Source organism: Flavobacterium sp. GNP010 (assembly GCF_056428945.1).
The window spans coordinates 27,490-50,951 of sequence record NZ_JBWJVK010000010.1; the positions used below are offsets into that span (position 1 = coordinate 27,490).

Consider the following 23,462-nt stretch of genomic DNA (forward strand, 5'->3'; position numbering starts at 1 on the left):
TTTTCACTGAATTAAATTCATAAAATCATCTTCTGAAATTATTGAGACATTTAGTTTATTCGCTTTTTCTAATTTGGCTGGACCCATATTATCACCTGCAACTACATAATCTGTTTTAGCAGAAATAGAACTTCCTACTTTTCCTCCATTATCTTCAATTGCCTTTTTTAAATCATCACGAGAAAATTTTTCAAAAACTCCTGAAACTACAAAGATTTTTCCGGAAAGTTTTTCAGTAGCATTTAGATTTATCTTCTCTATAATTTCAAATTGAATACCGAATTTCTTGAGCCTCTCAATGATTACTATATTTTCTTGATTTTCAAAGAATTCAACTACACTTTGCGCAATTCGATCTCCAATTTCATCGACTAAAACCAAATCGGATACCGATGCGTGACTCAAGGCGTCAATATTTTTATAATGCTTGGCCAGTTTTTTAGCGACCGTTTCTCCTACGAATCGAATGCCTAATGCAAACAATACACTTTCGAAAGGTATGTGTACTGAGTTTGCTACTCCTTTTACCAAATTTTCAGCTGATTTTTGAGCCATTCGCTCCAAAGGTAGAATTTGATTTACTGTCAATTCGTATAAATCAGCATAATTATGAACTAATCCGTTATTGAAAAGCAAAGCTACCGTTTCGCCTCCAAGTCCTTCTATATCCATTGCTTTCCTCGAAATAAAATGCTGGATCCTCCCTATAATCTGCGGTGGACAACCATAAAAGTTGGGACAATAATGGTTTGCCTCGCCTTGACTTCTCACTAATTCCGTCTGACACTCCGGGCATTGTGTAATGTATTTTGTTGGCTCTGTATCAACTGGGCGTTTGCTTAAATCAACAGCTATAATCTTAGGAATAATCTCTCCTCCTTTTTCTACAAAAACAGTATCATCTATTCGAATGTCTAATTTTTCAATTTGATCTGCATTGTGTAACGAAGCTCTTTTTACAATTGTTCCCGCTAATTGCACTGGTTCTAAATTGGCGACAGGAGTTATAGATCCGGTACGACCAACTTGATAGGAAATTGAATTCAACCGAGTAGCAACTTGTTCTGATTTGAATTTATAGGCAATAGCCCAACGCGGTGATTTTGCAGTATACCCTAATTCCTCTTGATGGTGAAAAGAATTTACTTTTATCACAACTCCATCTGTTTCATATGGCAGATTGTGCCTATGAACATCCCAAAATGCTATAAATTCGAAAACCTCTGATAAATTTTGAGCTAGTTTAGTTTCCTTTGGAACTTTGAAACCCCAATTTCTGGCAGTTTGCAATCCATCAAACTGCGATTGAAAAGGAAGGTTATTTCCAATTAAAAAATACAGGAGACAATCTAAGGATCTTTTGGCCACCTCGGCACTATCTTGCAATTTTAAACTCCCAGAAGCTGTATTCCTGGGATTAGAATACGGTGTTTCACCAATTTCTATCAAATCTTGATTCATTTTTTCGAAAGCAGCAAATGGTAAAATAATTTCACCACGAACATCAAATATAGGCGGAAAATTGCCTTTCAATTGCAACGGAATCGATTTTATAGTTTTGATATTGTTGGTTACATCATCCCCTTGAAAACCATCGCCTCGAGTCACGGCACGTTTCAATTGTCCATTTTCATAAGTAATACTTATCGATGCACCATCATATTTTAACTCACACGTATATTCGAGAGGAACTGCTCCTAAAACTTTTTGAATGCGATTTTCCCAATCTATTAAATCTTCCTTCGAATAGGAATTATCTAGGGAATACATGCGATGATCGTGAGCTACTGTTTGAAAATTTTTTGTAATAGCACCACCCACTCGCTGTGATGGTGAATTGGCATCAAAATATTCTGGATATTTATTTTCTAAATCCTGAAGTTCTTTTAATTTTATATCAAAATCATAATCTGAAATTAATGGTGTGTCCAACACATAATAATTGTAGTTATGTTGGTTTAATTCTTCCCTTAATTTTTGAATTGAATTTTGAATATCCATAGAAATAAAAATTGGCTATTTTAGTTTTGAAAAAGTGTACTAAAATAACCAATTAAAAATAAATAGCAATACAATTATGAGGTGATAATCGTATTTATTTGTTGGTATAACTGACCGTCACTTAGGAATGAGCCTTGCTGAATCAATTCAAAAATAGAACTATTGCGTTCCTCAGTAAACTCTTTTTTTCCTATTTTCATTTCGATAGTTTCGGTAAACATATTATCGCTAAGCCATTGTAAACCATCTTTAGTTAAAAAATCAACATCGGTAACTAATGATTTCAAAACAATGGACTGCACATACGTATCAAAACAATGAAATAAGAAAATATGGTTTTTAGAAAAATGTTCTAAATACGTTGCTTTTGACAGTACACCTTCCCAGATCAAATCGGAAAATACATCTAACTCTTGCTCGGCAACTTCTGGCTTTTCTGCTTTAATCTTGTCCCACTCTGCTTTATCTATTGCTTGAGTAGCTAGAAAATTTGTAAATTCTTGTGTTAATTCTTCAAATTGTTCTTTTGTTAATCTTGAATATTTCATGAATTATAATTTTGCTGTATTTCCTATTATGGTCTTTATTGAATATAAAAATGAGTGCAAATTTATAATTTTAAAAACAAAAAAGCCTTCTTTTTCAAGAAGGCTTTAGAGAACTATTTATAAAAATTAGAAAATATATCTAATTCCAAATTGCGCTTGCCATCTGGACAATAAACTAGCGTCGTAATTGAATGTTTTAGTTTGAGTTCCATTAAAAGTGTAAGTAGGCTCTTTTGTGTTTTGATCAACAGAAACTCCTATTGGTTGTATACTAGTAGGAACTTGTACTAATCCCCAATCAGAATTTAATAAATTTCCAACATTTAATATATCAACACTAAACTGAATTGTATTTGTTTTATCTGAACTTGAAGAAGGTTTAAAATTATAATCTTGGATTAATTTCATATCCCATTTTCCTCTCCAAGGCGCTAAAGCTCCATAACGCTCAGCGTATTGGCCTCTTCTTTCACTTAAATATTTATCATGATTGATAAAAGCATCAAACGCTGCTCCTTGTCCTGGCCCACTAAATGTCATAGCTCCAATTTCAGCCGTCGTGGGTACATAAATTAAATCATTATTAACAGATCCGTCATTATTAATATCACCTCCATAGATATAATTAAAACGACCACCTTGTGCATATTCAAAAAGTGTAGAAACAGTAGTAGCCCATTTGTCATTTGTACCGTATTTCCATTTCTTAGATGCTACACCAATAAAACGGTGCGTATCTCCGTATTTTGAATTAGACAAAACGGCATCATTTACATTTCCCAAAGCTGGATTAAATGCAAAAGCGTCACCCGTAATTTCTGCTTCGATAGAATTCACATCTTTAGCTATTAAATAATTATAAGCTAAACTCGCAAATAAACCGTTATCAAAAGTTCTTTGTAACTTAAATGATGTGTTTAAAACATATCCTTTATTAGAATTAGTCATTACATACGCGTTATTAGCGCCTTTATCTGTAGCATTGTAAATTACTCTTTTATCAACACCCGCAAGAATTCCAGATGGAGTACTTAAACCCCAGTTTTGCACATGAACACCATTTATATCTTTGTTGTACGACATATCAAAAGTTGCAATATAATTGTTTTCAAAACGGTGATCTAAACCTAAACTTGATCTCCACACTTGAGGCCACTTAAAGTTTTTATCCATGATTTGAAAGAAACCATCATCAGCACCACTCACTTGATTTCCTAACCATACAAATGGAAGTTTTCCAGTAAATACACCAGATCCACCACGTATTTGAGTAGTTTTTTCTCCATTAACATCCCAGTTGAAACCCATTCTTGGTGACCAAAGTAATTGATCTGTTGGTAATGTAGTTGAAATTAATGTTTCATTAGCCTTCGTTTTAGGATTGTAATACAAGACACTGTTATTTCTTGTAGCTCCGTTTTGAGTGTCAATGTATTTTTGAATCAAATCAGAAGTATCAAAATACAACGGTTTGTCAACTCTTAATCCTAAAGAAAGTTTGAAATTATCGGTGATATTCCAATCATCCTGAGCATATAATGCAGCTTGACCTACATTAAGTTCTGCTAATTTCCATCCATTATCTGCACCTACTTTAAAGTTATTTTTATCTGCAGCAGTAGTTTGTGCATATAATAAATTTTGAGCAATAATACTTGTTGCAAATGGTTTAGCAGCATCATTCAAAAAGTCTTGAACACTAAAGTATGGAGAGAAAAAGGTTCCAGCGTACCCATTTGGATTCCCAAAATTGTCGTAACCTGCTAAGTTAAATGAATTTTCAAATTGATATTTCTCAAAAGAAGCACCAAAAGTAAAAGCATGTTTCCCTACATTATAACTTAAATTATTCGTGATTTGAAATACTTTTTGATCTAATGTATTGTTTATTGAAAAAGGTTCGTGACCAGCAATGATATAATTTGAACCATTACTTTGAATATTTATTACCGGAGCTGGTTCAGAAAAAGGATTTCTAAAATCATTAAAATGGGTATAACCAGCTTGTAATTTATTAGAAACAGTTTCACTTATTTTTGAGTTTAGCTCCACTAACACAGATCTTAATTCGTTGTTAATTTGATATCCTGATTTTTCGAATTGAAGTGTGTTTGCATCTGGACCTCTAAATCCTAAAGCAGATGGATGAGCTGGTTTGTCTTTTGCAGCATTCAAAAAGTTATAAATGACAGCAAGCTTATTGTTGTCATTAATGTTCCAATCTAATTTTATAATCCCTTTATTAGAATTGGTATTATGTTTAAAACCTTGGTAAGCTCCTGTATTGTATCCCAATCTACTTAAAGCAGCAGATACTGCAACCAAATCAGATTCTAAAACTCTTGATTCATTTACACCTGTTACACCATCACCATTATTAGCAACAAAATTTGATCCTAAGTCACTACGCTTATCGATTTCATAATTGGCAAAGAAAAACAACTTGTCTTTTACAATCGGACCTCCAAAGCTAAAACCAGCTTGCGTTTGTTCTAAAGAAGGTACAAAAATCTCTTGTCCTTTTATTTTACTTCCTGTTAGATCTTGATTTCTAAAGAAAGCATAAGCAGTTCCATGAAATTCATTTGTTCCTGATTTAGTAACAGCATTTACAGATGCACCAGTAAAACCAGATAAAGTGACATCATAAGGCGCTGTAGCCACCTGAATTTGCTCTATTGCATCCAATGAAATAGGTTGCGAACCAGTTTGTCCTCCCGGAGTAGCAGCATCTAATCCGAATGGATTGTTAAAAACAGCTCCGTTTAAAGAGTAACTGTTGTATTGATCATTACGACCACCAAAAGAACCTCCACTTGCAGATGGCTCTAAACGTGTAAAATCATCCGCTGACCTTGATATTGTTGGCAACGAAGTTAATTCTTTCCTTCCAATAGTAGTTTCGGCACCCGTTCTTCCATTACCAAATACTTTATTCTTAGAACCTGTAACTTTTACTTCAGTAAGTTGCTGACTCACATCATTTAGTTGCGCATCCAAAATTAATGGTTTACCTAACTCTAAATATACTTCATTGTATACTTGAGATTCATAACCTACAAAGGAAATGGTAATTTTGTAGGGCCCGCCAATACGCATATTTAGCATATTGTATCTACCATCTACATTTGAAACTCCCGAGTACTTTGACCCTGTAGGAGTATGAATAGCTAAAATAGAAGCAGCTGGAAGTGTTTCACCCGCCGTACTTTTTACAATTCCTTTAATACTTGATGTTGTCGTTTGCCCCAATATGGTAACAGAACTACAAAAAATCAGCAGTAGTGTGATAATTTTTTTCATTTGTTTGTTTGTTTGTGTGTTATTTGTGGCGCAAAATTAGGCAAAAAAAAATCACTCCGAAGAGTGATTTTAATATTTTATTAACAGAAAGTTAATGTTTTTTTATTTTTCTGCAACAATTTCGTAATCTAATTCAACGATAACATCTCTGTGCAAACGAACACTAGCAGTATATTTACCAGTACGCTTAACGATTCCGCTAGTTATGAATTTTCTATCAATGCTTTGACCACCTTTAGCTAGAGCTTCTGCGATGTCTATATTGGTAATTGAACCAAATAATTTTTCACCACCTGCTTTTGCAAAGATTTTAATTTCGATAGCTTTTAAAGCTTCTGCTAATGATTTTGCATCAGCAACTACTTTAGCTTCTTTATGCGCTCTTTGTTTTAGGTTTTCAGCTAATACTTTCTTTGCAGATGAAGTAGCTAAATGAGCAAATCCTTGTGGGATTAAAAAATTACGACCGTATCCATTTTTCACAGAAACGATATCATCTTTAAATCCTAAATTTTGAACGTCTTGTCTTAAAATAAGTTCCATGTTGTTGTCCTTTGTTATAGAAGTTAGGTTTCATATGTTTAAATGTTACTTTTTATAGGTAACATATGTTATCGCTTTTTAAATTTTGTTTGTTTTACAACAAACTCTTTTTTTGAAAGCGATTTCATGTTTCAGAAAACCAACAACTGATTTTAATAATTATTTAAGTAAATCCGCCACATATGGCATTAAAGCTAAGTGACGTGCTCTTTTCACAGCAACTGAAACTTTTCTTTGGTATTTTAATGAAGTACCTGTTAAACGACGAGGAAGAATTTTTCCTTGCTCATTAACAAATTTCAATAAGAAATCAGCATCTTTATAATCAATATATTTGATTCCTGATTTTTTGAAACGACAATATTTCTTTTGTTTGTTTGTTTCTATGTTCAAAGGCGTAAGATATCTGATATCTCCGTCTTTTTTTCCTGAAGCCGATTGTTGTAATGTTGCCATGATAATTAAGCTTTTGTAGATTTTAATTTAGTTCTTCTTCTTTCAGCCCAAGAAATAGCGTGTTTGTCAAGACTTACAGTCAAGAAACGCATAACTCTTTCGTCACGTCTAAATTCAGTTTCAAAAGCAATCAGAACTTCTCCAGCTACTTTGAATTCGAAAAGGTGGTAAAAACCAGATTTTTTGTTTTGAATTTCGTAAGCCATTTTCTTTAGGCCCCAGTCTTCTTTCGACACCATTTCTGCTCCTCTACTAGTAAGAAAATCTTCAAATTTGCTTACTGTTTCCTTTACCTGAACTTCAGATAAAACGGGATTTAAAATGAAAACAGTTTCATAATGATTCATAAATATATATTTATTTGTTATTTGGGTGCAAAAGTAATCAATAAAACTTAGAAAACAAGTTTGATTTGATTTTATTCGATGTAAGGTAAAAAAATCCGCTTAATTGATGGTAGATATCCGAAAAAGTAATATATTTACTCAGTCAAAGCTAAAAATCAAATTTATGAAACTAAACTGTGTTGTAGTAGATGATAGTTCTATACAAAGAATGATTATCGCGAAGTTAGTAAATAATCATCAAAATCTGAATTTAATTGGTGATTTTTCAAATGCAATTGAAGCCAGGAGTTGTATGTCTATTCATAATGTAGATCTTATTTTCTTAGATATAGAGATGCCTGTTATTAGCGGTTTTGATTTCTTAGATGGACTCAAAGTTAAACCACAAATTGTTTTCATTACTTCAAAAGCAGAGTATGCGATGAAAGCTTTTGATTATGATGCCACGGATTACTTGCAAAAACCTATTGCAATCGATCGGTTCAACGCATCGGTGAAAAGAGCTATCGATTTGCATTTGTTAAAGAAAGAAAATAAAGAAGAAGAAGGCGAACATATTTTTATAAAAAGTAATCTAAAAAAGTTAAAAATATTCACTTCTAAAATAAAATGGATTGAAGCCTTTGGTGATTACGTTAGAGTTGTTACCGAAGAAGATAGCAATCTAGTACTTTCTACCATGAAAGCTTTTGAAAGCGATTTACCTAAGGAAAAATTTGTTCGTGTTCATAAATCATACATCATTAATATTGATAAAGTAGAACGATTTAATAGTAAGTTTGCTGAAATTGGAGTAACTAAAATTCCATTAAGTCGCCATAAAAAAGAAGATTTAGTAAAAGCACTTGCCGTTTCATAAGCAATCAGTTTTAATAAAAATCTACATTTAACGCAACCTTTATAGCTCTGTATTGAGCTACAGCCTCAAAACTATTCAATATTTTTTGGATAGTTTTTTTTGTGGTTACTATCGATATATTTTGTGGTATTTTAATAATGATTGTTCGTATGTATTCATTCCTAATTCGGCTAATTGCTGGTTCTTCAGGTCCTAACACGGGCATATTTAAATTTTGACTTAATACTTGATACAACCACATCGAACCTTCTTTTAATTTATCAAAATCACGTTGTTTCAAGGTGAGCTTTATAATCCTAAAATACGGAGGATATTTATAAATCTGGCGGTCATACAGCTGCTCCTTATACATCCCTACATAATCCGTATTGGTCACTTGCTGAATGGTATTATGGGCGGGATTATAGGTTTGAATCACTACTTTCCCCTGCTTAGCGGCGCGTCCTGCTCTACCTGCAACTTGTGTCATCATTTGAAAACTTCTTTCAAATGCCCTAAAATCTGGATTGTACAACATATTATCGGCATTCATAATCCCAACCAAACTAACATTATCAAAATCCAGACCCTTAGCGAGCATTTGGGTGCCTACTAAAACATCCATTTCCCTATTCTTAAAACTGTCGATAATTTTTTCGAAACCAAATTTACCTCGAGTTGTATCCTGATCCATCCTCCCAATTTTTGCGTTTGGGAAAATAGTGACCAGCTCCTGCTCTATTTGCTCCGTTCCAAAACCTTTTGTAGTCAAATCAACACTAGAACAAGCTTGGCAATGCGTAGGTTTAGCCATGGTAAATCCACAATAATGACAACGCAATTGATTTTTATGTTTATGATACGTTAAACTTACATCGCATTGCTGGCATTGCGGCACGTGACCACAAGTAATGCATTCAATAATAGGTGAATAACCCCTTCGGTTTTGAAATAAAATCACTTGCTCTCCTAATGATAATGCAGTATTTATTGCTTCAATTAAAACATCACTAAAATGTCCTATCATTTTTTTACGAAAGTACTTGTCTTTTAAATCTACCAATTCAATTGTAGGCATCAATACGTTTCCAAAACGTTCCGTTATTTCTATTAGACCAAATTTATCTGATTTGGCATTAAAATAGGTTTCAATACTTGGCGTAGCCGAACCCAAAAGTACTTTTGCTTGATGCGATTGCGCCAAAACAATAGCAGCGTCCCTTGCATGATACCGCGGTGCGGGATCGACTTGTTTAAAAGTTTGTTCGTGTTCCTCATCAACAATTATGAATCCGAGGTTGTAAAAAGGCAAAAATAATGACGACCTTGCTCCAATTACCACTTGAGCTTTCTCAGAATTGATCAGAACTTGGTTCCAAACTTCAACCCGTTCGTTGTTGCTGTATTTAGAATGAAAAACGGCTACTTTATTTCCAAAATAAGTTCGCAAACGACCAACTAACTGTGTCGTTAAAGCAATTTCAGGTAACAAATACAAGATTTGTTTTCCAGTTTGTAAATATTCTTGGATTAACTTAATATAAATTTCTGTTTTTCCGCTCGAAGTAACGCCATGCAATAAAGAAACATCTTTTTGAATAAAACTTGCTTTAATCCCTTCAAACGCTATTTGTTGAGCCGTGCTGAGTAGCAATTGATCTTCCCGAATTTTTCCGTTAAAATGCACGCGATCTTCTTGAATAAAATAATCTTCGAATATCTCTTTTTCAATTAATGCTTTAATAATGGCTGCAGAAGAATTAGACGTTTCAAGAAGTTTTTTTACCGAGATTGGTTTAGCTCCGCTACGTTCGGCTTCCCCTCGGGTCTTTTCAATAGCAGTTAATTGAAAATAGTGTAGTACAATTTCTTTTTGTTTATTGGCATTTTTGAGTAACTCTAACAAATCACCTAATCCTGCATTTGATTCATATTTAGAATGCAAACGAATATAACGTACTACTTTCGGTTTGTACGTTTCTTGAATTTCTTCTTGTAAAACAACTAAATTTTTATCGATTAATTTTTGAATGACAGGAAAGATATTCTTCTTGTTCAAAATAGAAATAATATCCAGAATTTTTAGAGCACTTTGCTGTTGCAAAGCTTCGTAAACTAAAAATTCATCATCAGAAAGCAGACTAGTATCTGCAATAGTATTCGTTTTTTGAGAAATTACCGTTTCACTTTCTAGCAAAAGCGCACTCGGCATAGCTCCTCGATACACATCGCCAATGGAACACATATAATAGGAAGCAATCCATTTCCAATGTGCAATTTGAATTTCAGTAACGATTGGTTGTTCCTCTAAAATTTGATGAATTTCCTTGGCATCGTACAAAGCGGGTTTGTTTTGATGTATATCAATTACTAATGCCGTATAGATTTTACTTTTACCAAAAGGAACTGCTAGCCGCATTCCAATTTTTATAAAATGAAATTCTGCTTCAGAGACGCTATAAGTAAAGGTTTTAGCTAGTGAAAGTGGTAAAATTACATCAACGAAATGCATTTGTACTTTAGTATTGGTTATAAATTTCTAGTAGTTATAATGCTTTGCATCAATACCTCAATACTTATAATTATTTTACTCTATTCCAGATTTGTGTTCTACCAAATAATGACACGCCAATATAACCGCGGACTTTTAATTTGTCATGTCCTTCAAGCGCTAGAAAACATTTGTATAGTTTTCCTGTTGTTGGATCTAAAATTTTTCCATCGTTGTACTCTTTACCGTCTTTTTTGAGTCCTTTGATAATAACGAGTCCCATTACTGGTTTGTTTTTTTCCTCGCCAGAGCATGCAGTACATAAACTTTTTCTCTTTTCGGCATCTACTATATCGACAATTTTGCCATAGATTTTACCAGAACGCTCGTAAATTTCCACAACTGATTTTGCTTTGCCCGTTTCATCATCAATGGTCTTCCATTTACCAATAACACTGTGGCTTTGCGCATAAAAAGCCATTGAAATAAATAAAGCGAGAATTGTAATAGTGTTTTTCATTTTTTAATTTTTAGCCCTGATTCTAGTAAAAATATTTTTCTCTGTTACTCTAAAGGTAGATCAGATTTAAAAGTATTCTTATGTCGGGATCAGTAAATAGCATCTTATTATGAAGCCTTTTTTAATTTTAATAATTTATTTATTTTTAACCTTTAACTTATTTATTGTTGCATTCAATTCAAAACCCAAAAGTAAAATCATACAATTGATCCAAATGTAAAACATCAAAATCAATAATGTACCTATCGAACCATATAATTCATTGTATTTTGAAAATTTTATAACCCATATCCCAAAAGCATACGAATCTAAAAGTATCAATATAGTTGTAAAGACCGAACCTATTGATATAAATGCTCTGTTTTTATCGTGTTTTGTGCCAAACTTGAACAATACAGATGTAGTTATTAAAATCATCAAAATAACAAATGCATAACGTCCTAAAACGATAAGTTGTACTTGATCACTAAACACTGTTTTTTGTATAAGTACTTCAAAAACAACAATTATCGATACTGTAACTATTAGTAAAAGTGACAATAATAAGGACATTCCTAATGCTACTATATACTGCCGAATAAAACCTCTTTTAATTAGAACGTGCCTAGAGGTTTCAAAACCACCTAAAATTCCGTTTAATCCATTTGCCATCAAAAATATAGACAATATAAACCCAGAAGATAACAAACCAGAATCACTATTGTTTAGAATATCACTAATGATTTTATAAATTGCATCGTATGTATTGGGCGGAACGCCATCTTTTACAAACAACAAAAAATCTTCCTGAAAACCTTCAATAGGTATAAATGGAATGAGATTTAAAATGAATAATGCAAAGGGAAATAAGGCCATAAAAAAACTAAATGCAATAGCACTAGCATGATACGTTAAAGCGCTTTCTACAATTCCAAGTCCGTACAGTTCCAGCAAATCATACAATGACAAACCTTGCAACCATGGAAGCTCAACTTTTTTTAGCACATTTACTAAATTCCGAATTATTGGAATTCTTTGCAATTTAATCTCTATTTCTGTACTCATATCGCTTTTAAACTCAAATCCATGTTATAGACAGAGTGTGTTAAAGCTCCTGAAGAAATATAATCTACACCACATTCTGCATAATGACGAATGGTATTTTCATTAATATTTCCAGAAGATTCAGTCAGGCACTTATCGCCTATCAAAGCTACTGCTTTTTTAGTATCTTCAAAATTAAAATTATCAATTAAAATTCTAAAAACACCTTCGTTTTCTAATATTTCGGCTATTTCATCGAGATTTCTTGCTTCGACTATAATTTTTAAATCGAGGTTATTTGCTTTTAGAAAAGCTTTAGTTTTGGTAATGGCCAACGTTATACCTCCAGCAAAATCATTGTGATTGTCTTTTAGCATAATCATGTCATACAAAGCAAAACGATGATTTTCACCACCACCAATTTTTACTGCCCATTTTTCACAAGCTCTAAATCCCGGTGTGGTTTTGCGTGTATCAAGAATTTTAGCTTTAGTTCCTTCTAACAATTGAACATATTCTTGCGTTTTGGTAGCTATTGCAGACATTCTTTGCATGGAATTAAGAACTACCCGTTCTGCTTTCAAGATAGATTGGGAACTTCCAGAAACATGAAAAACGACATCTCCTTTTTGCACCAAACTCCCGTCCTCAATAAAAATTTCTATTTGCAAAGTAGGGTCAACGAATTCAAAGATCATTTTGGCAAAAGCTACACCTGCAATAATACCATTTTCCTTAACCAATAACTTCGCTTTCCCCTTTGCTGTCGATGGGATGCAAGCCAAAGAACTAAAATCACCAGGACCTACATCTTCCCGAATGGCATTTTGTATTACTAGATTTAACTCATTTTTGAACTGTATATCGCTAATCATTTTATAAGAAATTTATAGAATGCTAAAGTATGATATATTTTGTGGATTTGAAAACAGGAATGCTTGGTTATTTTAAAAAAAGGGGGAATTCAATGACTTACAACAAAGAATCATTTTTACAAGTAATGTTTAAAACTATTATTTTTAAACATACAATCAAATTCACTTTCTTCAGCTGTATAAAATCAATTATTCCTTAGAGTAGTTTATTAATTAAATCCTTATATTTGATTGTGAAACTAAAAAACAGAGCATGAAATCCTTTTTAACACTTCTTTTTGCATCATCGATTGTATTAACCTCTTGTAAAAAAGAAACAGAGGCGCAAAATAGCGCAACACCAACAAACGTGGTTCCCTTTACTGAAGTTGGTAACCAAATGAAAAATGAAGCCATAGCAAATCAGGCACAACAACCAACAAACAAGGTAAATTCAACAAATGTAATGCCCACAACTACTGCTACAGTAGCAGATGGAAAAAATCCGGCACATGGACAACCATCACATCGTTGCGATATTCCCGTAGGCGCACCTTTAAATTCTCCACCAGCCACAACAACACCTAAACCTGCAGTACAACAACAACATACGCAATCAATAACGGTTCCTAACGTAGTCCCAGCTGCACCTGCGGTTGCAACAACTCCAGCTCCTGAGGGTATGAATCCGCCACATGGTCAAACGAACCACAGATGCGATATTGCTGTAGGTGCGCCCTTACCTAAATCATAAATTTATATAAAACCAATCTAATGTATCCTGTTGTCATCTTTGATTTTGATTTAAAAAGCAACCTACAAAACTGGAAAATCGTAAATGATTCTGTCATGGGAGGCATTTCCAAAAGCAAATTCTATTTGAATTCTAGCGGAGAGGGAGCTTTTGAAGGTGAGGTTTCATTAGCAAATAACGGCGGTTTTTGTGCCGTAAAATATGTTCTTGAACCAATTGAATTAATAGGAACAACTCATTTTTCTATCCGCATCAAAGGCGATGGAACTACTTATCAATTTCGAATGAAGTCTAATAAAAATGATTCCCATTCTTATGTTTTTCCCTTCAAGACGGATACTCACTGGCAAACTATTAAAATTCCATTTTCAAAATTGTCTCCAGTATTTAGAGGCCAAAATTTAGACTTACCAAATTTCGAAGGTACAATTGTATCAGAAATCACTTTTTTAATTGGTAACAAAAAAGAAGAATCTTTTGAATTACTAATTGATGCTATTGTTGTAGAATAAAAGAGGAACCCAAATATTTTTTTTCATTTAATAAAATGCTGAAGTTCCTTATATTTGCGATTCTGAAACATATCAAATATGAACATCAAATTGATTGCTATTGGTAAAACTGATAATAAATCCCTTCAATCATTGATTGATGATTATACCAAGCGTTTATCGTTTTATATCAAATTTGATTTGGATATTATTCCCGATATCAAAAACGTAAAAAACTTATCTGAAAGTCAACAAAAAGAAAAAGAAGGTGAATTGATTTTAGCTAAAATCACGCCAACAGACCAATTGATTTTATTGGACGAAAACGGAAAAAAATTTTCTAGTGTAGGTTTTTCAGAAGAGTTACAAAAGAAAATGAACTCTGGAGTAAAGACTTTAGTTTTTGTTATTGGCGGTCCTTATGGTTTTTCGGATACCGTTTATGACAAAGCACAAGGAAAAATATCATTGTCTTTAATGACGTTCTCCCATCAAATGGTGAGGTTGTTTTTTATCGAACAATTGTACCGCGGCTTCACAATTTTGAGAAACGAACCGTATCACCATCAGTAAAAGTTGTCAGTGGTCAGTTTTTAGTAATCATTAGTTGAGATAGTAAAAGGTACGTTTTAAAATTTTAGTAGATGAATTCTTTTGGAACTTCATCATTATAGGAATCAAATTTTCTAACTAAAATTTTAGTCTGAATATATTCTTTATAAGACATATTTTTATCAAAAACCAAGAATATTATAGGCTGAACTATATGATCTATACTATAAACATAATTCACAAGTTCACTCTTTTGAATCTCTTTATCACCAACTTTCACTAAATCATTTCTTTTTTTAAATCTAATTATCATATTACCAGCTGCAGGTTCTCCAATTGTATAATACACTTTCGTGAATGGCAAAAAAGCTAGGTTTTTACCAATCGTATCTGCGTAGGAATAATAATTCTCGGCATTCTCATTCTTGTGTGCTTTTTCTTCGCGCTTTTTTTGTTGCAACTTCATAATTTCTGGAATAACAAGTCGCAACGGCAAACGCTTATCTACATTCAGAATCCAATTAGTCGAAATAATACTGTTCTTCCGGTTTACTTCAGCCAGCGTATCTCTTCCTTTTGTTCTAAAAAATATATAAATTGGAGAGAGATCATCTACATTTTTGACAATTGTTACAGCGGCTTTTGGCAATAAAACATCTTCTTTATTTCCACAGCTAAACAAAGCAAAAAGAACAATCAGAGTATAATATTTCATTTTTACAAATTGATTTTATTAAACAATGTAACACACTCCATGGCTTCTTTTACATCGTGAACCCTTAAAATTTTGGCTCCTTTGGTCAATGCCAAAGTATTTAAAACCGTTGTTCCGTTTAACGCATTTTCAATAGAAGTATCTAGCGTTTTATATATCATGGATTTTCTGGAGACTCCAATAAGAAGTGGAAGTTCAAGCATATTAAACAATTCCATCTTTTGAAAAACTTCGTAATTTTGAGCTATTGTTTTGGCAAAGCCAAAGCCCGGATCGATTATCAAATCATTAATTCCAAAACTTCTTGCCATAGCCACTTTCTCCGAAAAATAAAACAACATTTCTTTTACAATATCCTCATAATTTGTCAATGTTTGCATCGTTTGCGGATTGCCACGCATGTGCATCATAATATAAGGAACATTATATTTTGCTATTATTTCCAGCATTTTATCGTCCAAATTTCCGGCTGAAATATCGTTTATGATAGCTGCACCACTTTCAATAGAAGCTTTTGCCACTTCACTTCTAAAGGTGTCAATCGAAATTATGGTTTCGGGAAAATGTTTTAGGATTAAATTTACTACTGGAACAATTCTCGAAATTTCTTCTTGTTCCGATACAAATTCTGCATTTGGTTTGCTGGAATAGGCTCCAACATCTATGAAAGTAGCGCCATCGAGCAGCATTTTTTCTACTTGAGATAGAATTTCAGTTTCATTTTTATATTTACCACCATCAAAAAAAGAGTTGGGTGTTACATTCAAAATACCCATTATTTTTGGGGTAACAAGATCAACAAGTATACCTTTGCAGTTAATCGTCATTCGTTTACAGTTTTAAATACATCAAGAATCTACATTAAAAAAAATTATCTTATTTTTGAAAAAATTTGAATACAAATATACACCAATAATGAAGAATACTTCAAAAGAATACGATTCAGTAATTGCGACTTGTCGTGCACTGTTTATTAATAAAATGAAAGATTACGGATGTGCTTGGCGTATTTTAAGACTGCCTTCCTTGACGGATCAAATCTATATCAAAGCACAAAGAATTAGAAGCTTACAAGAAAACGAGGTTCGTAAAATTGATGAAGATGAAACGGGTGAATTCATAGGGATTATTAATTATTCGATTATGGCTTTGATACAATTGGAACTTGGAGTTGTAGATCAACCTGATTTAGAGGTGGCGAAAGCAACTGAATTATACGATGCCAAAGTCAAACTGACCAAAGATTTAATGGAAGATAAAAATCATGATTATGGAGAAGCTTGGCGCGAAATGCGTGTAAGTTCACTAACTGATTTGATTTTACAAAAACTACTTCGTGTTAAACAAATTGAAGACAATAAAGGAAAAACTCTCGTCTCTGAAGGAATCGATGCTAATTATCAAGACATGATTAATTATTCAATTTTCGCATTGATTCTAATGGGTTTTGGAACTAAATAAAAAAAGCAATAACGCATTATGAAAAATATAAGTACTCAATTTTCTAGAATTTTCGTTGGAATCCTATTCATTATCTCAGGATTAATTAAACTAAATGACCCAATCGGGTTTTCCTATAAACTGGCCGAATATTTCAGTGAACCCGTTTTCAACATGCCGATTTTTGTACCCTTTGCACTCGGGACAGCCTTATTTCTGGTAATTCTTGAAGTGGTTCTGGGTATTATGTTACTCATTGGTTACAAAACTAAATTCACGATTTGGAGTTTATTAGTCCTGATTGTATTGTTTACTTTCCTAACCTTTTACTCTGCTTATTTTAATGTGGTAAAAGATTGTGGTTGTTTTGGTGATGCTTTAAAACTGACACCTTGGCAATCGTTTACCAAGGACATCGTTTTACTTTTCTTTATTTTAATCTTGTTTTTCAATCAAAAGTTGGTACAACCATTGTTTACCAATAATGTACAAAACATAGTTATTTATGCCAGTATCGTTTTGTCCTCTCTGATGGGCGTTTGGGTTTTAAATCATTTGCCGTTAATAGATTTTAGACCGTACAAAGTGGGGAATAATATTCAAAAAGGAATGCGAATTCCTGACGGAGCAGAAAAATCAGTGGTAGAAATGGTCTTTATTTACAAAGTTGGTGGTGTCGATAAAGAATTTACTGAAAAAGACTTGATGGCAATTCCAGAAGGGGCTGTTTTCGTTGACCGAAAAGACAAAGTAATCACAGAAGGGTACGTTCCTCCTATTCATGATTTTACAATGGAAAAAGACGGTTCTGACTTTAAAGAGGAATTTCTTGAGGCTCCAAAAGTCTTATTGATCACCGCTTATGATTTAGCGCATGCTGATCAAAATGGAATGGCAAAATTAGAGCAACTAAATAAAGATGCTTCAGCCAAAGGATACAAGGTGGTTGGAATGACTGCCTCTTCACCAGAAGAAATAGGTGCTTCAAAAAAACAATTCGGATTGACATTTGACTTCTATTTTTGCGATGCAATAACTGTAAAAACGATCGAAAGAGCCAATCCAAGTCTTGTTTTACTCGAAAAAGGAACTATAGTACAAAAAGTACATCATAACGATAGCGCTGATTTAAAATTTTAAAAAATAGACTTTCAAAATTTAAAGTCGTAAAGTCTCTTTTTTGAAACTTTACGACTTTTGATTTGTATAAATAGCAAGATACTTTCAACACACAACCAGAGAATCAAAATCATTACAGTATTAACAAACTATAACGATATTGCATTATCATTTTCGAATAATGTTTTCAAAATTTCTTGTTCTTTATACCGCATTCAAATTGTTTGTTTAACTTTGTTAAAAACATATCTAAAATGAAAAGAATAATAGCACTACTGGTTGCATTTGCAACATTTTCCTGCACTTCAAATGCACAAAAAACAGAATTCTCCAAAAAAGCGCTTTCGACAACATTATTAGCTACAGATGGAAGCCAAGTTTCATTCAAAAATATTTTAAAAAAATACAAAGGAAAAACTTTGGTTATTGAAGTTTGGGCTTCTTGGTGCGGCGATTGTGTAAAAGCAATGCCAAAACTTAAGGATTTACAAGCTAACAACCCTAACGTATCCTACCTATTTCTTTCTATGGATAAAACGGCAGAAAAATGGAAAGCAGGTATTGAAAAACACGAATTAAAAGGAGATCACTTTATGGCCAATGATCAAATGAAAGGTGTATTTGCAAAAGCTATAGACGTAGATTGGATTCCAAGATACATTATCGTAGATAAAAATGGTAAAATTGTCTTGTACCGCGCCATTGAAACTGATTTTGACAAGATTAATGAAACTTTGAAAAAATTACAATAACAGGTATAAAAAACAATATTTAAAATATAAAATATTAAATTAAAGATCACTACAATGAGAAAGAAGATTGTTGCTGGAAACTGGAAAATGCATAAAAATTCAGAGCAAACTGAAGATTTGTTAAATGAATTAATTGCAAAAATACCTACGGATACAAAAGCCCAAGTTATTGTTGCTCCTACCTTTGTGAATTTAGCCTCTGCTGTTGATCATTTAGAATTCACTACTATAGATGTAGCTGCACAGAACGTACATGAAGCGGAAAGTGGCGCCTTTACTGGCGAAATTTCTGCAGATATGTTAAAAAGTGTTGGAGTAGACATCGTAATTTTAGGACATTCAGAACGCAGAGCGATTTTTAATGAAACCGATGCTTTAATTGCTAATAAGGTAAATACAGCTTTGGAACATGACATGACAGTTATTTTTTGTTTTGGAGAAGAATTAAAAGACCGCCAATCAGAAAATCATTTTAATGTGGTAGAAAACCAATTGCGAGATGGATTGTTTCATATCGAATCAAAAGATTGGGAAAGTATTGTTTTGGCTTACGAGCCAGTTTGGGCAATTGGGACAGGAGAAACAGCTTCTCCGGAACAAGCACAGGAAATGCATGAATTCATCAGAGAAACCGTTCGAAAAGCTTTTGGAAGTGACATTGCTGAAAGCGTATCTATCCTTTACGGCGGAAGCGTAAAACCTGATAATGCCAAAGAAATATTCTCAAAACCAGATGTAGACGGTGGTCTTATTGGTGGTGCTGCACTAAAAGCAGACGATTTTGTAGCAATTGTAAATGCTATCTAAATTTCAAATTTAAACTTTATAAAAAATGCGGTGATTTATTTTACCGCTTTTTTTTAAATTCCTATTTCGACTTGAAAACGCAAATACCAATTGTTCTTAGTACTTCCATCAAAATAATTTAAAGTATCAAATGTCAATTCACTTTGTAATTTAAAAGTATGTTCCCAAATATATTTGGTTACACCAACAGTATATTGTTTAGAATTTGCAGCCAAAGCCCTAATATCCTCTCCTACTTTTTGAGTAGAATACCTAGCGATAATTTCATAGTTTGAAGGAAAATTATAACTCAACTGATGGTCAAATCCATTCCCTACAAATGCATAATTTGATTGTGAGCTATCGATTGGATTTACCGTAACAGCATTGCTAGAAGTAGTTCTGGACATGTAACTCGACATGGCAGCCCAACCATTATATTTTAGCATAGCATCTAGCAAAACTGATTTCATAGTGCGTTGTTCAAACAAATCATTACCCAATTGCCCTTGCGTTCTTTTGGCATGATTATTTTGCTGAAAAGCTCCTGAGAGCATCAGTTTTGGCTTTTTTTCTCTTACAATATCTCCTTCAAAATAGGTCCCGTCCCTAGAGAAAGCGCCAAAAGGCAACAACTCTACTTTTCCTGTTATTGCAACGCCGGCATCCGCATTTCCTGTAACATTACGACCTTCACCAGTTGAAATTGCAGTTTTGAAATTATAGGAAAATTTGTCTTTAAATTCGTTCATGTTATGCACTTGAAAGCCAAAATCCCTATCTATTGTAAATCTGGTATTATTAATCGAGCGATCCGTTAATTGAAGGCCTCCTGAAGAATTCACACGCTGTCGATTTCCGGGTAATTTGGTTTGACCAAAACTGATATTCCAATGTTTATTAGGTCTGTAAAAAACTACTGCATCCCGAATAATATTTATGTTTTCGCCTTCTCTAAACTCACCCACATCGCCAGGAGCAAATGATAATTGGATCGCATACAATAGCTTTGGAGTTCCTACATATCCATCTAATCGCAAACGAAGGCGTCTGATTTGTCCATCATAGCTGCCATCTTCTCCTTCATTCTCTAGATAAGTAACTCTGTTTTGCATTCGGAAACGAATATTTAATTGGTATAAACTGTCCGGAGACGTTATTCCAATTCCTTTACCAAAGCTATAATAAGGAAGTGCAGATAATTTTAAGTCATTATCTTGTTTATTTTGTTTTATAGTAACTTGAGCATTGCTACCAATACTAAGCAAAAAAACATAAAATAAAATGATTTTTTTCATTGTGAAATTGTATCTAAGTGCTGCAAATGTAAAATAAAATTTGATTTATAAATGCGGTTTAAATAGTGATTGCTACCTTTGCAAAAAAAAGGAACATGTCAAACATTTATATAGGGTATCACTTTACTATCACTCCAAAAGGTACAAGCAATAGCGAAGAGGCAAAGCAATTAGGATCAGAAATACTAATTGCTGAATTAGGGGAAAAAGCATTTGAAAGTTTTACCGAAACGGAAACTGGAATTTCAGCTTTTGTACAAAAGGATTTATGGGATGAAACTATTTTAGAGGACATACATATTTTACAATCAGAGGAATTTAAGATTGATTATACATTCGAAGAAATCGAGCAAGTAAATTGGAACGAAGAATGGGAGAAGAATTTTGAGGCGATTGATGTAGATGGGAATTGTCATGTTCGCGCCCCTTTTCACCCTAAAACTGATGCCGAATTTGATATTGTTATCGAACCAAAAATGAGTTTTGGTACAGGACATCACGAAACCACTCATATGATGATTCAACATTTACTGGAGATAGATGTTACTGGAATGAAAACACTGGATATGGGATGCGGAACTGCCATTTTAGCAATACTTGCCGAGATGAAAGGAGCACAACCCATTGACGCAATTGATATTGATAATTGGTGTTATCTGAATTCAATTGAAAATGCACAACGCAATAATTGTAAACACATTACAGTTTATGAAGGTGAAGCAGCATTATTAAAAGGTAAAAAATACGATTTAATTATTGCTAACATCAATAGAAATATATTATTGAATGATATGCAAAGCTATGTAGATTGTCTCAACCCAAACGGAACATTACTTTTAAGTGGTTTCTACCAAGAAGACATTCCTTTTATTGATTCATCATGTATTGAAAAGGGTTTAACTTATGTTAAAAAACTGGAAAGAAACAATTGGGTATCTTTAAAATACGTAAATTAGTAATACAAATTTTCATTAACTACGAAAGTACAAAAACCTACAAAATGAGTACTAAAGAAAAAGTAAGAGAAAGAGTAAGTATTAAAGAAGCTATAAGTTTAGACAATGAAATAGTTGTTTACAACGATGATGTAAATACTTTTGATCACGTTATTGAAACTTTGATTCGCGTTTGTAATCACACCCCAGAGCAAGCAGAACAATGTTCTTTAATTGTTCATTATAATGGGAAGTGTACCGTAAAAACGGGTCCATACGATAAATTAAAACCACAATGCACCCAGTTATTAGAGGCTGGGATTAATGCCGAAATTATATAATACAGTATAGTTACTTCCTAAAACAAATCCATGTAAATAATTCAAAAACAACCTCTTTTATTCTATATTTGAGTAAAAGAATGTTTTTATGGAAGAGTATGGTAAAATTTTAGTTTTTGTTATGCCTGTATTTTTGATATTGATTATTATCGAAAAACTATACGGGCATTACAAAGGCGAAGATACTGCTCCAAACATGGATGCAGTTTCTAGCGTGAGCTCTGGAATGGTAAATTCTCTAAAAGATGTCTTGGGACTGAGTATCACACTGATTTCGTATGATTGGATTGCCTCTAAGATTGCTCTATTCGAATTAGAAGCAACTGTATTAACCTATCTTATCGGTTTTATTGCTATTGATTTTTATGGGTATTGGAGTCACCGCTTATCACATCAAATCAATTTTTTGTGGAACAAACACGCGATTCATCACAGCAGTGAAGAATTTAATCTTGCGTGTGGTTTGCGCCAACCGATTTCAAGTTTTGTCAATCTTTTTACTTTTTTGTTAATTCCGGCAGCATTATTGGGCGTTCCCGCCAAAGTCATAGCAATAACACTTCCTATTCATTTATTTTTACAATTTTGGTATCATACCAAGCATATAAAAAAAATTGGTTTCCTAGAAAATATTCTGGTTTCTCCCTCGCATCACCGTGTGCATCATGCTCTCAATCCCGAATATATGGACAAAAACCATTCGCAAATATTTATTTTTTGGGATAAACTTTTTGGTACTTTCCAAGCGGAATTAGATTCGGTTCCTCCTGTTTTTGGAATTACCAGACCAGCTAGAACGTGGAATCCCATTCGGATTAATTTTCAACATTTATCATTGCTAATTTCCGATGCTTGGCGCGCAGAAAAATGGCAAGATAAATTTACTATTTGGTTTAAACCAACAGGATGGCGTCCAGAAAATTTTGAAGAAAAATATCCTGTAACCAAGATTAAAAATGTGTATAATTTTGAAAAATACAGTACACAACATTCTAACAAACTCATGTATTGGTCCCTTTTTCAAGCTATTGTAACATTGCTACTCATTAGTTATTTGTATAATTCTATAGCATTAATAGGCTTGCCAAATGTTTTTATTTATGGTGCCTTTATTTTTCTAACGGTTTATAGTTATACTGAATTAATGGATACCCGAAAAATCTCTGTGTTCTGGGAAAGCACTCGATTTGTGTTTGGAATTGGCCTGCTTTTGTATTTTGGAGATTGGTTTGGAATGAATCAGTTCTTTTCGTTTGCTAGTATTATTATTGCTAGTTATCTCATTTTATCATTGGTAGTGACTATCTATTTTGTTAGCACAAATTTTGAAAAAGAGACCTTAATTGTAGCTTAAA

24 protein-coding genes are annotated in these 23,462 nt (G+C 33.1%); 11 read left to right on the forward strand and 13 right to left on the reverse strand.

Features of this window, described 5'->3' with window-relative positions:
- Nucleotides 1-3: 3 nt before the first annotated feature.
- From ligA to rpsF, 6 genes are all read right to left on the reverse strand, one after another.
- Nucleotides 4-2,001 (reverse strand): NAD-dependent DNA ligase LigA, encoded by a 1,998-nt coding sequence (ligA, locus tag AC061C_RS05980; RefSeq protein ID WP_478290410.1) that lies wholly within the window; start codon nucleotides 1,999-2,001, stop codon nucleotides 4-6.
- 74 nt (nucleotides 2,002-2,075) lie between these two features.
- Nucleotides 2,076-2,549, reverse strand: a complete 474-nt coding sequence (locus tag AC061C_RS05985; protein WP_417984653.1) for a DUF6495 family protein — start codon at nucleotides 2,547-2,549, stop codon at nucleotides 2,076-2,078.
- 126 nt (nucleotides 2,550-2,675) lie between these two features.
- Entirely contained in the window at nucleotides 2,676-5,852 is a 3,177-nt protein-coding gene (locus AC061C_RS05990; RefSeq protein WP_478290411.1) for a TonB-dependent receptor, read from the reverse strand.
- Nucleotides 5,853-5,954: 102 nt separating this feature from the next.
- Nucleotides 5,955-6,395, reverse strand: coding sequence for a 50S ribosomal protein L9 (gene rplI, locus AC061C_RS05995; protein WP_309757156.1), 441 nt, complete (start codon nucleotides 6,393-6,395; stop codon nucleotides 5,955-5,957).
- A gap of 159 nt (nucleotides 6,396-6,554) precedes the next feature.
- Nucleotides 6,555-6,851 (reverse strand): 30S ribosomal protein S18, encoded by a 297-nt coding sequence (gene rpsR / locus AC061C_RS06000; RefSeq protein ID WP_066077030.1) that lies wholly within the window; start codon nucleotides 6,849-6,851, stop codon nucleotides 6,555-6,557.
- 5 nt (nucleotides 6,852-6,856) lie between these two features.
- Nucleotides 6,857-7,198, reverse strand: a complete 342-nt coding sequence (gene rpsF, locus AC061C_RS06005) for a 30S ribosomal protein S6 (RefSeq protein WP_035671622.1) — start codon at nucleotides 7,196-7,198, stop codon at nucleotides 6,857-6,859.
- Nucleotides 7,199-7,361: 163 nt separating this feature from the next.
- Between rpsF and AC061C_RS06010 the strand changes: the two genes are divergently transcribed.
- Complete coding sequence (locus AC061C_RS06010; RefSeq protein WP_309757176.1) at nucleotides 7,362-8,057, forward strand: LytR/AlgR family response regulator transcription factor; 696 nt, start codon at nucleotides 7,362-7,364, stop codon at nucleotides 8,055-8,057.
- A 10-nt stretch (nucleotides 8,058-8,067) separates the two neighbouring features.
- Here the strand turns inward: AC061C_RS06010 and priA are convergent, their stop codons facing one another.
- The 4 genes from priA to nadC all read right to left on the reverse strand — a co-directional run bounded on the left by priA (nucleotide 8,068) and on the right by nadC (nucleotide 12,945).
- Nucleotides 8,068-10,548 (reverse strand): replication restart helicase PriA, encoded by a 2,481-nt coding sequence (gene priA / locus AC061C_RS06015; RefSeq protein WP_478290412.1) that lies wholly within the window; start codon nucleotides 10,546-10,548, stop codon nucleotides 8,068-8,070.
- 70 nt (nucleotides 10,549-10,618) lie between these two features.
- Complete coding sequence (locus AC061C_RS06020; protein WP_309757181.1) at nucleotides 10,619-11,047, reverse strand: DUF2147 domain-containing protein; 429 nt, start codon at nucleotides 11,045-11,047, stop codon at nucleotides 10,619-10,621.
- Nucleotides 11,048-11,182: 135 nt separating this feature from the next.
- Nucleotides 11,183-12,091 (reverse strand): YihY/virulence factor BrkB family protein, encoded by a 909-nt coding sequence (locus AC061C_RS06025; RefSeq protein WP_478290413.1) that lies wholly within the window; start codon nucleotides 12,089-12,091, stop codon nucleotides 11,183-11,185.
- Nucleotides 12,088-12,945 carry a carboxylating nicotinate-nucleotide diphosphorylase gene (gene nadC / locus AC061C_RS06030; protein ID WP_478290414.1) on the reverse strand — a complete coding sequence of 286 codons (858 nt, stop codon included), beginning with the start codon at nucleotides 12,943-12,945 and terminating at the stop codon, nucleotides 12,088-12,090. The genes AC061C_RS06025 and nadC overlap by 4 nt, the downstream gene beginning before the upstream one ends.
- Nucleotides 12,946-13,198: 253 nt before the next feature.
- Between nadC and AC061C_RS06035 the strand changes: the two genes are divergently transcribed.
- The 3 genes from AC061C_RS06035 to rlmH all read left to right on the forward strand — a co-directional run bounded on the left by AC061C_RS06035 (nucleotide 13,199) and on the right by rlmH (nucleotide 14,742).
- A complete protein-coding gene (locus AC061C_RS06035) occupies nucleotides 13,199-13,678 on the forward strand; it encodes a hypothetical protein (protein ID WP_478290415.1) in 480 nt (159 codons plus the stop codon).
- 20 nt (nucleotides 13,679-13,698) lie between these two features.
- A complete protein-coding gene (locus AC061C_RS06040; protein WP_478290416.1) occupies nucleotides 13,699-14,190 on the forward strand; it encodes a CIA30 family protein in 492 nt (163 codons plus the stop codon).
- Nucleotides 14,191-14,268: 78 nt separating this feature from the next.
- Nucleotides 14,269-14,742, forward strand: coding sequence for a 23S rRNA (pseudouridine(1915)-N(3))-methyltransferase RlmH (gene rlmH, locus AC061C_RS06045; protein ID WP_478290417.1), 474 nt, complete (start codon nucleotides 14,269-14,271; stop codon nucleotides 14,740-14,742).
- Nucleotides 14,743-14,806: 64 nt separating this feature from the next.
- On the opposite strand, the gene AC061C_RS06050 is transcribed toward rlmH, so the two are convergent.
- Nucleotides 14,807-15,436 (reverse strand): hypothetical protein, encoded by a 630-nt coding sequence (locus tag AC061C_RS06050; RefSeq protein ID WP_478290418.1) that lies wholly within the window; start codon nucleotides 15,434-15,436, stop codon nucleotides 14,807-14,809.
- Nucleotides 15,437-15,438: 2 nt separating this feature from the next.
- Nucleotides 15,439-16,263 (reverse strand): dihydropteroate synthase, encoded by an 825-nt coding sequence (gene folP, locus AC061C_RS06055; RefSeq protein ID WP_478290419.1) that lies wholly within the window; start codon nucleotides 16,261-16,263, stop codon nucleotides 15,439-15,441.
- A gap of 88 nt (nucleotides 16,264-16,351) precedes the next feature.
- Between folP and AC061C_RS06060 the strand changes: the two genes are divergently transcribed.
- The 4 genes from AC061C_RS06060 to tpiA all read left to right on the forward strand — a co-directional run bounded on the left by AC061C_RS06060 (nucleotide 16,352) and on the right by tpiA (nucleotide 19,554).
- Nucleotides 16,352-16,897: a DUF1599 domain-containing protein gene (locus AC061C_RS06060; protein WP_417943334.1), complete on the forward strand. Its 546-nt coding sequence runs from the start codon at nucleotides 16,352-16,354 to the stop codon at nucleotides 16,895-16,897.
- A gap of 18 nt (nucleotides 16,898-16,915) precedes the next feature.
- Complete coding sequence (locus AC061C_RS06065) at nucleotides 16,916-18,016, forward strand: BT_3928 family protein (protein ID WP_478290420.1); 1,101 nt, start codon at nucleotides 16,916-16,918, stop codon at nucleotides 18,014-18,016.
- Between the two features lie 233 nt (nucleotides 18,017-18,249).
- The gene (locus AC061C_RS06070; protein ID WP_478290421.1) at nucleotides 18,250-18,747 is read left to right on the forward strand and encodes a TlpA family protein disulfide reductase; all 498 of its coding nucleotides are present in this window, start codon (nucleotides 18,250-18,252) and stop codon (nucleotides 18,745-18,747) included.
- A 54-nt stretch (nucleotides 18,748-18,801) separates the two neighbouring features.
- Nucleotides 18,802-19,554, forward strand: a complete 753-nt coding sequence (tpiA, locus tag AC061C_RS06075; RefSeq protein WP_309757197.1) for a triose-phosphate isomerase — start codon at nucleotides 18,802-18,804, stop codon at nucleotides 19,552-19,554.
- Between the two features lie 53 nt (nucleotides 19,555-19,607).
- Here the strand turns inward: tpiA and AC061C_RS06080 are convergent, their stop codons facing one another.
- A complete protein-coding gene (locus AC061C_RS06080) occupies nucleotides 19,608-20,831 on the reverse strand; it encodes a porin (RefSeq protein WP_478290422.1) in 1,224 nt (407 codons plus the stop codon).
- Nucleotides 20,832-20,926: 95 nt separating this feature from the next.
- On the opposite strand from AC061C_RS06080, the gene prmA reads away from it, so the two are divergent.
- The 3 genes from prmA (at nucleotide 20,927) to AC061C_RS06095 (ending at nucleotide 23,461) form a co-directional block, all read left to right on the forward strand.
- The gene (prmA, locus tag AC061C_RS06085) at nucleotides 20,927-21,787 is read left to right on the forward strand and encodes a 50S ribosomal protein L11 methyltransferase (protein WP_478290423.1); all 861 of its coding nucleotides are present in this window, start codon (nucleotides 20,927-20,929) and stop codon (nucleotides 21,785-21,787) included.
- Between the two features lie 44 nt (nucleotides 21,788-21,831).
- The gene (locus AC061C_RS06090) at nucleotides 21,832-22,107 is read left to right on the forward strand and encodes an ATP-dependent Clp protease adaptor ClpS (RefSeq protein WP_417943339.1); all 276 of its coding nucleotides are present in this window, start codon (nucleotides 21,832-21,834) and stop codon (nucleotides 22,105-22,107) included.
- A gap of 88 nt (nucleotides 22,108-22,195) precedes the next feature.
- On the forward strand, nucleotides 22,196-23,461 hold the full coding sequence (locus AC061C_RS06095; protein WP_478290424.1) for a sterol desaturase family protein: 1,266 nt from the start codon (nucleotides 22,196-22,198) through the stop codon (nucleotides 23,459-23,461).
- Nucleotide 23,462 lies beyond the last annotated feature (1 nt).